Annotated in this window: 9 protein-coding genes; 8 read left to right on the top strand and 1 reads right to left on the bottom strand. The window is 42.5% G+C overall.

Annotated features, from left to right (window positions below; genetic code table 11):
• The first annotated feature begins 8 nt into the window (after nt 1–8).
• The gene (locus NSQ55_RS27985; protein WP_339170138.1) at nt 9–1,781 is read left to right on the top strand and encodes a hypothetical protein; all 1,773 of its coding nucleotides are present in this window, start codon (nt 9–11) and stop codon (nt 1,779–1,781) included.
• A 76-nt stretch (nt 1,782–1,857) separates the two neighbouring features.
• Here NSQ55_RS27985 and NSQ55_RS27980 read toward each other — a convergent pair whose 3' ends face one another.
• Nucleotides 1,858–6,474, bottom strand: a complete 4,617-nt coding sequence (locus NSQ55_RS27980; protein WP_339170137.1) for a DUF5057 domain-containing protein — start codon at nt 6,472–6,474, stop codon at nt 1,858–1,860.
• Between the two features lie 364 nt (nt 6,475–6,838).
• On the opposite strand from NSQ55_RS27980, the gene NSQ55_RS27975 reads away from it, so the two are divergent.
• The 7 genes from NSQ55_RS27975 (at nt 6,839) to pilO (ending at nt 14,539) form a co-directional block, all read left to right on the top strand.
• Complete coding sequence (locus tag NSQ55_RS27975) at nt 6,839–8,503, top strand: ATPase, T2SS/T4P/T4SS family (protein WP_076099665.1); 1,665 nt, start codon at nt 6,839–6,841, stop codon at nt 8,501–8,503.
• 43 nt (nt 8,504–8,546) lie between these two features.
• Complete coding sequence (locus tag NSQ55_RS27970) at nt 8,547–9,596, top strand: type IV pilus twitching motility protein PilT (RefSeq protein ID WP_339170133.1); 1,050 nt, start codon at nt 8,547–8,549, stop codon at nt 9,594–9,596.
• On the top strand, nt 9,596–10,801 hold the full coding sequence (locus NSQ55_RS27965; protein ID WP_076123841.1) for a type II secretion system F family protein: 1,206 nt from the start codon (nt 9,596–9,598) through the stop codon (nt 10,799–10,801). Before NSQ55_RS27970 ends, NSQ55_RS27965 begins: the two co-directional genes overlap by 1 nt.
• A 191-nt stretch (nt 10,802–10,992) precedes the next feature.
• Nucleotides 10,993–11,478, top strand: a complete 486-nt coding sequence (locus NSQ55_RS27960) for a type II secretion system protein (RefSeq protein ID WP_339170131.1) — start codon at nt 10,993–10,995, stop codon at nt 11,476–11,478.
• A gap of 105 nt (nt 11,479–11,583) precedes the next feature.
• Nucleotides 11,584–12,333 carry a prepilin peptidase gene (locus tag NSQ55_RS27955; RefSeq protein WP_339170128.1) on the top strand — a complete coding sequence of 250 codons (750 nt, stop codon included), beginning with the start codon at nt 11,584–11,586 and terminating at the stop codon, nt 12,331–12,333.
• A gap of 15 nt (nt 12,334–12,348) precedes the next feature.
• Nucleotides 12,349–13,950 carry a pilus assembly protein PilM gene (pilM, locus tag NSQ55_RS27950; RefSeq protein ID WP_339170125.1) on the top strand — a complete coding sequence of 534 codons (1,602 nt, stop codon included), beginning with the start codon at nt 12,349–12,351 and terminating at the stop codon, nt 13,948–13,950.
• Nucleotides 13,934–14,539, top strand: coding sequence for a type 4a pilus biogenesis protein PilO (gene pilO, locus NSQ55_RS27945; RefSeq protein WP_339170122.1), 606 nt, complete (start codon nt 13,934–13,936; stop codon nt 14,537–14,539). The genes pilM and pilO overlap by 17 nt, the downstream gene beginning before the upstream one ends.
• Nucleotides 14,540–14,721: the final 182 nt, after the last annotated feature.

The raw sequence follows: 14,721 nt of genomic DNA, 5'->3' as shown, positions 1-14,721 counted from the left end.
AAACAGAGATGTTGAGGCGGGCAAGCCTTCGATCGGAACGAGGTTCGGCTTTGGTACTTGTGATGTTTATCGTCCTGTTGCTCACTATTTTAGGAGTTACGGTGCTTAGTGCTACGATTGGAGGAGCTAGGCGTACCGAAACTCGTGAGAATGATGTACAAAGCCTTCATTTAGCGCAGAAATCGATTGATGAGGCGATTGCCTATATTACAGCAGATTTAAATCAGAAAATACAAGTTAGTAGTAATACTACTCAGGCACAGTTTGATCAAGAAATAGAGACATTTTTAAGGGGCCTCAATTCTAATAAAGGAGCTTTTGTTACCGATACAAGCTTACAGGGAGCTAGCAATGAAATCACGGGAATTACTCTCGATGGCAATTCTACAAGTAGTAAGCATGTAGTTACGATTAAGGCCAATGCAACAGTAAACGGCGTGTTAAGGACGTTGCAACAAAAGGTTGTGATTACGACATTCCCAGATTTTTTGAATTATTCATTAGGTTCTGAGGGAACGATCTATTTGAATGGTGCTCCTTATATTCAGGGGAATATTTATGCTGGAAATCAATTAAAAGTTAGCCAAGTGGCTAAGTATAGACATAACGCAGATTTGGAAAAACGCAGTCTATTTCCGTTAGTCGATGGAGAAGCTCATATTCAATCAATGAACGATCTGCTTTATTCCAGAACGGGTGATATTTTTGAAAAGGTGCCGACAATTGATGATGCCGACTATTCTTCACTAGATAATAGGGTGAAGACGATCGTTGAAAAAGCAAAGATCAAAAAGAAAACGACGTTTGTCCAAGTGAATGTGGAGGATTCCTTCCTAGATAAAGTTGCTGAGGCTTCAGGGTCGGCTGGAAATAAGAAGGTATTCAGCGATAGATATTATGGAGAGACTGGATCAAATAGTAGTGAAGAACCCATTGCTAGAGGAACAAGATTAATTAACACGCTTCAGCAACCCGGAGGCATTTCCACCTTATGGATGCCTATGTTAGAAGATTTTGAGGACATTGCAACTGGTGATACAGATGAAGAGAAAGAGCAGGAGAAACATAGACTTTTCGAAGAAGCGAAGCTATCACTGAAGCAAAACCTTGAGAGATTGGAGAGAAGCACGATCTTTATAGGGAATCTAAAGTTGGATGGAGTAATGTTAAATCAGATAAGGGATACTTCTAAGCTTAATCTAAGCACAGGGGCTCATTGGCTTATTGTAAACGGTGATTTAACAATAGATAGTTATTCAACGGCCATTGTCCAAAGCAACATTCTGGTGACAGGGAATTTATATATCAGAGGAAAAGCTGAATTTGATTCTACTATGTTTGTGCTTGGAAAAACTGATATTGTGGATGCCACGATATCAGGAATACCAACTGCAGGTAGCGGAAGTAAAGAACTTGTATTGATCTCAAAGGGAGCTATACTTATTAATCGGGTTGAAGAGTTTAAAAATGAGGCTACAAGATTAAGAGCCTTTTTTTATACGGATAGTACGGCAGAGTTGTACGGTGTGGGCTCTATATTTTCACTGGATGGTGGCTTTTTTGCTAAAGGAGATTTGATAATCAATGCGGTTGTTGGCAAAGTCAAGAAGGAGACAGGATCCGCAAACTTTAATTTTGATATCCAGACGGAGGTTGAGTCTCCTCGTTTTATTGTTAATTATAATGAACAAGTATTCGAAGATCAAAATGTGGGACTTCCACGTGTGAATCAAATAAACATTAATGTAGGTCCCATCGAATTGTTGATCTCTGGAAATTAAAGGATAATATGAATTATAAAAGCAGCCGATCAACTTCTGATCGGCTGCTTTTACATAATATAGATTTTGATGTGATTTAGTAGCGATTTTCTATAGTATCTTGTGTTCCAATAACCGTTATCGTATAATACGCTTCAATTGTCTTCTTACTTTGGGTAAAATAATAAGCTCTAATAACAGCTTCTCCTTTACTGAGCCCACGATAGACTCCATTCTGTTCTTGCAGAACAACTGGCTTAGAAGCATCCTCACTTGATTTATTACTTACTATCTCCCATTGTAGTTTGTGTAAAATGCTATCAGGTAGATTTCCATAAGGAGTTATCCATAAGCAGGGTAGCAAATTAAGGGATTCTCCGACTGTGATTTTTCCTGATTCCGGGTGGAATAATAGTCCAGGATCAAGAGGCACACTTATTGTATGAATATTACTGATAGTACCAGCGGCTTTGACCTGGATCTGGATATTTTCATGTGAACTTAAGCCCTTTAATATAACGTTCTTCGTGGAAGTTGTTATAGTTGAGACAGGAGTAGGATTATCCGCTGCGACAAATCCAGCATAATCAAGATCATTCTGGTTAACCAAACTCCATTCATACTGCTCTTTACTTGCGCTGTCAGGATCAGTAATTACCTCTAAATTAATTGTTTCTTCCTGGAAAACACTCTTAGATCCTTTGATTGTTAAGGACTTAAGTCCAACAGTTATTGTTTTGAAGGTATTAACGCCACCTGTATTCAAATCAGTAGTTACAGTAAGTTTTACAGTATATACCCCTGATTTTGTTGCTGTAAGATGAGCCTGGTCGTTATCACTATTAAGAGCTACATCATTAGTTGGTAATCCATTTGCATCCACGACGCTCCATGAAAATTGGGTTCCCGTTTCTTTTGTTAAGTAAGTAGCGTTGAAATCTATTTTCTCATTTACAAGAGCACTGTTAGGTCCAACAATATTTAATTGTGGATCGAGAACAGTAACAGTAGCCTTACTAATAAGATTACTTCCATCGTTAGCAGCTACTGTAATTTCAGCAGAGCCAACCTTTTTACCAGACACGACGCCTAATGGACTAACACTAACAATATTATCGTTGCTTGATGTCCAGATCAGTTGATTGAATTTCTCCAAGGGCTTAATAATCAGAGAAAGCATTTGGCTATCTCCTAATAAAAGTTGTGCTCCACTTAACTCTAAAGTAGTTATTCTGTCGATGGCAGTAATCGTCATCTCAGAAAATTTAATGATCGTACGCACTAGTGGATTAGAAGACGGCGACGGTGTCGGCGTTGATGATGGTGTCGGTGTTGGTGATGGTGTTGGTGTCGGTGTTGGTACAGGAATTGGTCCTATGTAGGGCAGGATGTCAATTAATGATGAAGCATTCAAGGATGCGGCAATTACATTGCCATGAACCTGGCCATTGGTAAAGTTGAGTGTCGCGTTTGGTGCAAGGATTGAACCTCGAATGTCTACCCCCGAGATATTGACCGTTGTTGCATTAGGGAAATTAAATAATACGTTGTTTCCTGTTGTATTCTTTGGTAGTCCAAAAGCTTTAGTGAAATTAATGGTATTACCAAAAATTGTATAAATTATAGAAGAATTATCGGGTGCGGTTAATTTTGGCCATCCTGATGGAAAATCCCCTGTGTTATCACCTATTGAAAACCTAAAAATATTTACTAATTGAGTTCCGGTTAAATATAAGTTTCCATATTCCAAATTGTATGTTCCATTTTGCGGTACCGATGCTAGTTGATTTGACAAATTCTCATAATAACTTCGAGCAGTTTCAAAATCGATCAGAGTGCCTTGGTTATGTGTACCATCAATGATATTACCATTATCCACCTTATTGTAAACACCTTGATGCAGAATGTTTCCATATACACTTCCGTTTGTGAATTTCAGGTTTCCACCTGTAATGACAGCATAAGGAATCTTAATCCCTTTATCATAATTTGTTTTGTTAATATCTACACTGCCAGTAGTTACATCACCCCCAGCTGCCAGATTACCCCTCAAAGAAGCAGTCACTGTGGCTTTTCCAAATATAAAAGCATTATAATCACCAGCAATTCCAAGCCCGGAGCCAGTTGCAGAAACCGATGGGTTAAAATTAGAAGTAGCGCTAGGTGATGGACTAGCCGTGACAACTGCTGTCGCCGTTGGAGTAGGAGATGCAGAAGGAACAGCATGAATATCTACGAAGTCAACTAAGGCATTATTGAATATATATCTTGCTGCTACATTTGCTGATACATTAATAGTGAATTTGATGGGTTCATTAGAATCGGGTTGGAACGTCTTCATCCCATTCACGTTCTTCAATGTATAAGTAATGTTATTAAGCGGCTTCTCTAATGTTAGTCCTGTTTCTACACTACCAGAAGGATTAGTCATCCCATCAGGTAAACCTGATGCTTCAAGTTTAATGTTCGCTGGTAGAGTATCACGGAAAATAATATTAGAAATTACTTGATGATCGTAGGCTTGATCGATAGTACTTACTTGATCAAAAGGAATAGGCTTGGCTTGAATGATATAAGTGATAGTAAAAGGTTCGTTTTTTGCTACTTCGCCGCTAGTGCTAACATTGGTTGACAATTCCCGTGATAATTCAAGATTCGATCTTGCCTCCGAAATGGTAATATCAATATTTTTGGGAGCTGCATAAGCGCCTTGCTTATCACGCGCTGTAATTTCTATTGTGAGTTCACCACCGCTCGGCAGAGGGTTTGGAAATACCTGATGAATAGTTTCTCCTGAAAGAATTGCCTTCTCTGCCATCCCTGTATTAGGTAGATAAGTATCCCCGGACTTAAAACGAATAGTTGTAAATAAATCACGATCTTTTAAATCAGGATCTTCGACAATATAATCTATTAATAGTTCATTCTGGTAAGAAGGCTTTATTTCACCTTGCTGAGGTGTTGATACAGTGATCTCTGGCGCATGATTTGCACCAATATACGCGCGATACATTGTATTGACGAAGAGCTTTTGCTCCCATTCCGGAAATTTAATGCTGGATGTTCCGAATACATGACCGGTACCTGAGTAAGTGACATTTCCTTTTGAGTATGTGTAATAGTGGTTCCAGCTATCATCGATATCGCGCGAACTCCCGGTTATGTTATACCATGGGATGACCGAAGCATCCTCCAGATCCAAAGTGAAGTATTGATTATGTGTAGTTGCTACTTGTGGTGGAATAATATTTGTCTGCTCATTATTTGCATTGATAGTACTTAAGTAGAAAGGGTACTGGGTCAGCAAGCCATCATTGATTGGTTTGACTGTAGTTGAGGGACTAGGAGCGTTTAAACCTAAGTTTGTTTCCGGGTCGATCTGACCCGTGATTTTTTTGAAATTTTTAACCCAATTACTTTTATTTTGATATACCGTATCATGTGTGAACATAACGCTTTGTTTAGTAACCTCGGTAAAATCAATAACAGCCTGGGTTGCAAGGTCACTTAACGGGGCTTTGTCATTATAAACATCGCGAAATCCAAAAATGAGCATATCATATACGCCGTTTAATCCATATTTATTATCTTTGGCATACTGAGCCGCAATATCGGTGTTGAATTCGGAAATGGTCTTGGTTGTAATTTTTAACTCGTAGCTGCTATTACTTAGGAAGCTTTGCGTCATATTTTCAGGATTGCGTAAACTACTGCTTCTTTCATTAGCAGCGATAGTAGGCAACACCTGAAGAATATTAACGATTGTTTTCTTGCCAAGGAATTGAATCGTACCGCTATCCAAGTCTTTTAATTTGTTCGGATTTAAGTTATCTACGATTTCTAGCTTCCAATATAGAAGCCCGGAGTATGTATTAGGAAGCTTGTATACAATTTCACCATTAGGATCTTGATTTAAAGTCTGTACAGCTACGACGTCATTTTCAGTCATTTTAATCGACTTATCTACACTGATATACAATTTAGCTAGAATGGGACGATCGTTGAGATTATTTACATTTGATACGTTGAATTTAAAACTAAGATTATTTCCGGGTTTATAAACATGCTCCTGATTCTGGCTGTAATCAATAATGTTAGCTTTATTAGTAATTTGAATACGAGGGCGTTGCTTTAAAAGATCCTTCTGAGCAGAAGGATCTTTTTTCAAATTTTCGATCCATGTATTTAACTCATTGTTATCGACGAACTTAACATTTGATTTTGGTGTTAATGTCCGGTAGGTATTGAAGGTGTTGTACAATATTCCGCGTTGGTTAGTTGTTTGCGTATCAAACGGCTCTTTGTTGAGTAATACGTAAAGTCCTTTATTAATAAAATAGTCGGTAATTTCTTTGGCTTTCAGGGCAGTTATGTCATTCATAACTGCTTTGGTATTATGATCTTTTCCGGAGACCCCACTTGTACTGTAAGTCCCCTTCCCGATATATACCGCATCATATCTCCCGTCCAGATCATCCCGCAGCGCCACAAAGCGCTTCATACTCATCGTGTCGATGGTAAGGTTAGATATTCCCGTTTTTAGAGACGCAAGCTCACTAACCCCACTCTCTGTAACCTCCAGCATACGAATTTGGTATTCATTAGAACTGGCATCGACATTCATAAAGTGATTTTTGATTGGCAGAACAAGCAGAAGGAGAAGCAGGGTAGTTACTGTAAAAATAAAAACTTTTTTGTTACTGGCAAGTTTCATTGTCATCTCTCCCTGATTGTTAACTATTGGCAGATATGGTCGTATTCCGTCTCGTATATGCTAGATTCCGACAGCCTTTTTCATTCCGTGTCGTTGTAAAATTATCCAATCTATGTTATATACATTCTAGGACATTCAGCATTGATAGACAACATAAATCTATTGAAATATACCTATTAAATTATAACTAAAGTCCTAGTTAGATTGAAAAATACTCAAAATTGACAAATTTATGGAAGGTATATTTATGGTAATTATATCTTTCGTTTTTGAGTGAATTTTGCTGGGAGTTTGATTTCTATTTCTATAAAAAATATCCATTATTTCAGCCGGCATAAATAACGGCATACGGAGATGAATAGATTTGGCTATCGCGAAAAAGAGACTGGGAGACTTGCTGGTAGAAAATAATATTATTTCGCAGGACCAGTTGCTTGAGGCTCTCGCGGAACAGCGTAAGAGTAAACGTAAGCTCGGCGATCTGCTAATCTCTCAAGGCTATATCACGGAGCAGCAGCTGATTGAAGTGCTTGAATTTCAACTCGGCATCCCGCATGTCAGTTTATTTAAATACCAGATAGATCCCGCAATCACGCAGATTATCCCTGAAAGTATGGCTAAGCGATATCAGGTGCTTCCATTCTTAAAAGAGGGCGGCAAGCTGATGGTTGCGATGGCGGACCCGCTGGATTATTTTGCGATAGAAGATTTACGTATGAGTACTGGCTTCCGGATCGAACCCGCTATTTCTACGAGAGATGAGCTGCAGCGGGCGATTGCGCGTCACTATGGCATGCGCGATTCTATGAATCAGATGCTGGTAGAACTTCCGACACAGGAAGAAATAGAAGAGACCGAGATTACAGATGAGGACTCTCCAATCGTACGTTTGGTCAATCAGATGATTCAGCAGGCAGTTGCCCTGCGGGCGTCTGATATACATATGGATCCAGGTGAAAATAATTTAACCATCCGCTACCGCATTGACGGAACCTTACGGACAGAGCGGATTATTCCTAAGCAGATGCAGGGCTTTATCACCGCCCGTCTGAAAATAATGGCCCGCCTGAATATCGCAGAACGGCGTTTGCCGCAGGACGGGCGGATCAAAATGCAGTTCGATTACAAAATGGTAGATATTCGTGTGTCTTCATTACCAACGATGCACGGAGAGAAGATTGTGCTGCGGCTGCTAGATTTAAGCACAGGGGTCAAATCCGTAGATGCTTTGGGATTCAGTGAGGGGAATGCAGAAGCTTTTAAGGAGATGATAGCTCGTCCTTATGGGATTTTGCTAATCACGGGCCCTACAGGTAGCGGAAAAACAACAACTTTATATTCAGCGTTAAATCAACTTAATGTAGAAAGCGCAAATATTATCACAGTCGAAGATCCAGTGGAATACCAGCTTGAAGGAGTAAATCAGGTGCACGTAAACTCGGCTATTGGACTAACCTTTGCAGCTGGGCTGCGTTCGATTCTTCGACAAGATCCGAATATCGTAATGGTCGGTGAGATACGGGATGCTGAAACTGCTGAAATTGCTGTTCGCGCCTCATTAACGGGTCATCTAGTGTTGTCTACTTTACATACAAACGATGCGATTAGCTCCGTCTCCCGATTGCGGGATATGGGGGTAGAACCTTATTTGATCGCTTCTTCGCTGATTGGTGTGGTAGCACAGCGGCTGGTGCGCAAAATTTGCACTGACTGCAAAGAAACCTACAAACCATCTGAACAGGAAGCAATTATGCTACGTAGCCTAGGACTACCTGCGGAAGAGTTACAGCGTGGACGCGGCTGTGGTAGCTGTAACAATTCTGGCTATCGTGGACGAATAGCGATTCATGAAGTACTCAGTATTGATGATCACTTACGGCAGCTCATTACAAACACTGCCTCAGTAGAGGAACTGCGTGCAGCAGGTAAAGCGCGAGGGCTTGTTCAACTGATGGATGACGGACTACTCAAGGTCAGTCAAGGAATTACAACGCTTCAAGAAGTCATGCGCGAGACGGTCTCACATTAGAGGTTAACAGCGATTTAGCATTCTAACTTAGGGGGAGCGGCTAATGCCAACGTATACGCGGGATATTAGACAACTATTACAAACGGCTTACTCCTCCAAAGCTTCTGACTTACATATTTCCGTAGGATCACCGCCGGTTATTCGGATGGATGGAAAGCTGCACTCGCTTGAGGGTGAGTCCGTGGTTGCTGAAGAAGCGGCAGATATGGCCAAAATGCTACTTGGTAGTGAACGAATTGAAGCATTTCGGAATGCGGGCGAGTTGGATTTTTCATATCCGCTTGATGGTGGGGGAAGATTCCGGGTGAACGTTTATCGTCAGCGGGGCGAGGTTAGTATCGCCGCCCGGGCCATTCCTGCAGAGATTCCGAGTCTGGAACAGCTGTCGATGCCTTCGATTTTAACTACTTTGTCGCTTAAGCCACAAGGTCTAATTTTGGTTACAGGACCCACAGGCAGCGGCAAATCTTCTACGCTTGCAGCTATGCTGAATTATATTAACCAGACGGAGAGCAAGCATATAGTGACGTTGGAAGATCCGATAGAATTTCTACATAACCATGGAACCTGTCTAGTAGATCAACGTGAAGTGGGAAGTGATACGGCTAGTTTTGCTAATGGATTACGTGCTGCCTTACGTCAGGACCCGGATGTTATTCTCGTTGGTGAGATGCGGGATTTGGAGACCATTTCAGCAGCGGTTACGGCCGCAGAGACAGGTCATCTTGTGATGGCAACTTTACACACAACAGACGCACCACAGACGATTGACCGAATTATCGACGCTTTTCCGGGCCATCAGCAGGGACAGATTCGTTCACAACTAGCATCAGTGCTGCTGGCAGTAGTCAGTCAGCGGTTGTTCCCAAGGGCTGGAGGTCGGGGGCGATTATGCGCAACGGAAATTTTGGTCAATACACCAGCCGTAGCCAATCTTATTCGTACCGAAAAAACACATCAGATCAAAAATGTGATGCAAACCGGACGCTCACAAGGCATGCACACCTTGGACATGAGCATCCGTGACTATTTATCGCAGGGGCTTATTGATCCAGCAGCAGCTAAGGCGTTTATGGCGGAGGTGAGCAGCTGATGCCTCTTTTTGAATATCAGGTGAAGACATCCGCGGGCAAATCTATCAAAGGGAAACTAACGGCAACCGATAAACCTACGGCGATGGAGGAGCTACGCAAACGGGGACTTACGGTATTTTCACTGATTGAACGCAAAACCACAATTTTATCGATGGACATTTATATTGGTAATCCCGTTAAGCCGATTCATTTCATCATTTATTGCAGGCAGTTTGCCACGCTTATGCGGGCGGGGGTATCGATTGTGGATGCAACGCGTATTTTGGCAGAGCAGACCGAGAGTAAGCCACTGCGCAAAGCGTTAGTAGATGTTAATTCCAGCCTGATGCGCGGGATATCGTTCTCACAAGCCGTTCAGGATCATAAAAAAATCTTCCCGCAGCTATTTGTCAGCATGATCCGTGCCGGTGAGGAATCCGGTGATATTGAGGGGACGTTGGACAGGTTGGCTATGTTTTTTGAGAAACAGCACACCACGACAGAGAAAATAAAATCAGCGCTTACGTACCCCATTACCGTAGGGGTTATGGCGATTGCCGCGGTTATCTATCTACTTTGGGCGATTGTGCCGCAGTTTGTAACGATGTTTGAATCGATGGATGCCGAGCTTCCGGCAATTACACAGATGGTCTTGGCACTTAGCAAAAGCATTCAAGGTCAATGGTATTTCTGGATACTCGGAGTACTCCTCCTAGTGATAGCTTTTCAGATTACAAAACGTACGGAAAAGGGTGCTTACGCTCTGGATTATGCCAAGCTTAAGATACCTGTGTTTGGTAAGCTGAATCAAAAAGGCTCGATTGCTCAGTTTACGCGCACATTTTCTTCTCTTTATGCCAGCTCTGTACCGATCCTACAGTCCTTGGTGATTGTTGAGGAGGTAGCAGGAAATAAGGTCATCGGGAAATTCATCCGTAGTGCAGGCGATTCGCTAAGACAAGGAAATCCACTATCTGAGCCGCTAAAAAAAGCTTGGGTCTTTCCGCCACTAGTTACGCAGATGATAGCGATTGGCGAAGAGACAGGGGCGCTCGACACGATGTTGTCCAAGGTAGCTGATTTTTATGAGATGGACGTGGAGAATACCGTCGACCGTCTGAAATCGCTGCTTGAACCATTATTGATCGCTTTTCTAGCCGCTGTTGTAGGTGTGATTGTGGCCGCCATTATGCTGCCGATGTTCAGTCTGTACGGTAATATGTGAACCACTTGGTTCCTTGTATATATTGAGAGGGGTGACGCCGGGGAGGCGGGGCAAGATCCACGAAACTTACGCTGGCGATTAGACGACGATGGACGAGCTGTTTCCGTAAGCACAAGAAAGATGATGCTGGATTCACTGAAATGAAGGATATAGGCTTTATCACTCACACACCACTTAGAGGGGGAAATTAAATGTTAGCACAAGCGATTAAGAAAAGATTGAGCAAAGAGGAAAATCAAAAGGGGTTTACGCTGATTGAGTTGCTGGCAGTTATCGTTATTTTGGGGATTATTGCGGTTATTGCAATTCCGATGATTGGTGGAATAATTAATAATTCTAAGAAGGATGCAGACCTAGCGACAGCCCGACAACTTTATGATGCATCTCGTATGTATATTATGGGTGAGAAAAATGGCAATTTCACATCTGTTTCCAAGGTAACCCTTGCTGAACTAAAATCAGGTAAATATATTGATCAAACTCTTGTTTTACCAAGTTCAAAAGAATCACTTAATGGTACTACAACATTTGTAGAATATAACACAGAGGGAGAGCTAGTTTCGGTTACTATGGATCCTAAACCAGCGGGAAGTGATGGTGGGGTCTATGTTGCCAAAAAGGTGCTAGGTGAGAAAACAGCAGCGTCACCAACGCCAACACCAGCGTCTGGTAGCTAACAGGAATATCTAATTAATATCTATAAATTCAAACTTACAATCTATCCTAAGGAATCGGATTTCCCGATTCCTTTTTTAAAATCCAGAAGCTAACAGAGGACAGCCATGACGATATTTATCGCAAGTTACATCACATTACTGGGTCTGATTCTAGGCTCCTTCTATAACGTAGTGGCGCTGCGGGTGCCGGCCAAGGAATCCTTGCTTAATCCGCCGTCACATTGCCCGAACTGCAATATGCGGCTAAAAGCGCGGGATTTGTTTCCAGTGGTAAGCTACCTGCTGTCAGGAGGCAAGTGCCGATACTGCGGAACGAGGGTTTCGCCATTATATCCGCTTGGAGAAGCGGCAACGGGTTTGCTTTTTTTATGGGTGTATTTGCAATTTGGCCTGACGGGTAAGGGAATCATCGGGTTCATTCTTGTGAGTTTAGCGGTTATCGTGACGGTTGCGGATTTGAAGTACATGCTGATTCCCAACAAGGTATTGTTGTTTTTTTTACCGCTGCTGCTGATTTTTGTACTGCTATTTCCAGAAGGACCGATATGGCATCATCTGCTAGGAGCTGTGCTTGGGGGAGGGGGCCTTATCCCTTTTGTTCTATTAGGTGGCATGGGGGCTGGAGATGTGAAGTTATTTGCGCTGCTGGGCTTGGTGATTGGCTTTCCAAATGTGATTTTAGCCTTTTTTGTGGCTTGTCTGCTTGGGAGCGTGGTGGGCGGACTGCTGATGCTGCTCGGTGTAATCAAACGTAAACAGCCGGTACCCTTCGGCCCATGGTTAGCTATAGGAGCTTTAATTAGTTTTGGATATGGTTCACACATCATCGGCGCGTATCTCTCACTCATCGGATAGGAGGACATCGATCACATGCTTGGATTAGGCCCCAAAGTGGCCGGACTTTCAATTGAAGCTGCCGGAATCCGTTATATTAGTTTTAAGAATAAACAGTCATGGGAAGTCCGTAAAAAACGGTTTCTCCCGCTCCTTCCAGGCATGATCATTGAGAATCAGGTGGCGGATAGCGAGGCGCTTTATGATCGGGTAAGGCAGTGGGTGAAGAAGGAAGGGTTAAGGGGAAGTAAGGTTTCTTTGTCCATTCCACCTTCGCAGATCATTATCCGTAAAATGAGTATTCCTAGTACCAATGACAAACAGGTAGAACAACTCGTGAAGCTGGAAGTGGAGACGGGATTGCATTTACCTTTTGAAAATCCTGTCTACGACTATGTAACGCTCGAAGTGGATGAGGAGCAAAGTCACCTGCTCGTATTTGCTGCTCCGCGAAAATCGATTCAGGATTACGTAGAAATTCTGGAGCGGGCGGGTCTTCGGATAAGTAGTGTCGAAATTTCGGCAACCGCCTTAGCGCGTGCTATAACCACTGGGCACGGGGAGAGCTTTGCGGAGACGATGCTGATTAATATGGAGCCATCGGTAATGGACATTTATATGTTCAGAAACGGGAATCCGGTCTTCATTCGTACGATAAACTTACTTGATCTACATAAAGGAAGAAATTTAGCGGGAATGGATCTTTTGACAGACAGTGAAACCTTGGCAGAAACAGCTGTCGCTGTGGAAGAACATTTATCACCCGAGCAAATGGTGGAAATCACTGCGGAAATCTCCCGTATGCTCAGCTTTTATCAATACAGCTTGCATGACGGTTCCACTCGTATCAACAATTTAGTGATTACGGGCACTCCCTCGATTCGTAAACAACTGGACCTGGAGCTCCAGCAGTCCCTAGCTGAACTTGAAATAACACCAATAAGTCTGGAACAGATGGCTAGTGCTGCTGTTTCTGACCCTGAACTAAATGATTACCGTGTAGCTGCCGGGACCGCTCTAAAAAATAGCATCAACACGGATACGATTGATCTATTGCCGAGAGAAGATCGGGAGACATTGCTATTTCCTTATGTCACGATGGGGCTTGTAGCGATTTGGCTGCTGGGGATGATCGGAACGGGGATTTATTTTTCTGCCAATAAGGGTCAAATCTCTAACGGTAAAGAACAGCTGCAAGGCCTGCAGGATCGCAGTTTAATGCTCCAAGTGGAGCTCGCGAAGCTTAAAAACAGCGGACCTGGACAACTGGATCGGAAAGCAGCCATCACAGTGCTTCAGGACAATAAGGTGATTGCTGTCCCTATCTTGGACGAATTAGTGGAAGGATTGCCTAATGAGGCACTAATCCGTGATATTAACTATACCTACCGGACATCTATAGATCTGACTGTAAATGTATCCACTATGGAGGATGCTTCCAACTATTTAAGACAACTTCGCCAAATGTCTTTTACGGCCGATGCCTCTATTCAAAAGCTTACTGAAGGAGCCGCCGATGCCATTTCATACAATACGTATACGGCTATTTATAAAGTGAACTTAGCAGCGGCTAAGCAGCAAAACAGTGATACGGATGCCAGCCAAGGGGAGGTGAGCAGCGATGGAACAGATCAATAAATATCGCTCTCCCATCGTACTAGGGGTGTTAATTCTATTCCTGATATTGTTTGCATTCTATATGCTGGGTGTTCAGCCGACTAATAAGGAAATTTCCGCACAGAGCAGCGAGATCAGTCAGTTGGAAAAGGAAGCAGAAGTCCTCCAAAACAAAATCAATGAGTTGAAGGGCAGCGGTAATGAGGGAGATCTAGAACAGAAGGAATTACTGGGGGAACTCCCAAAGGGCGATGACAGCGAAGGTCTGATTGTTGATTTGCGGGAGGTTAGCACGTCCTCACAAGCGCGGCTAAAGGATCTTAGTTTTGTTTTGGATGAGGCTAATCCGATTCAACAAATGACAGGTTCAGCTGAGGTGTCATTCCCGACGGTCAAACAGATCAAAATGACTGCAGTGGTGGAGGGGACATATTCGGGGATACGGCAATGGATGGATGAAATACAAGCCTTACCTCGTATTGTGAATGTGGACTCTTTCAATTTTCAGCAATCCTACGAGGATCGTACTAAGAACAATACGGAGAGTATTTTGACTGCTAACGTAGCTTTTACAGCGTATTATGAGGCCACCGCAGCAGCATCCAATTAGGGTTCTAGTACTACTTTATTTAATTATATTACTCCGCTTTTCCTGTGAATCAGGAGGGTGGAGTTTTTTTATATTTTCAAAAGAGTTGTAATACGTTTTCATTCCTCTGTTTATTGGGTATTTTAGCTTGCGGGGTGCATAAGCTGAAACAGTGGCGATCGCCTGTATTTTTTAGATGAAAG

It is taken from the genome of Paenibacillus sp. FSL H7-0943, assembly GCF_037963265.1.
In the GTDB taxonomy this organism is placed as follows: Bacteria; Bacillota; Bacilli; order Paenibacillales; family Paenibacillaceae; genus Paenibacillus_AQ; species Paenibacillus_AQ odorifer.
This window is presented reverse-complemented; position numbering and strand designations above follow the sequence as displayed.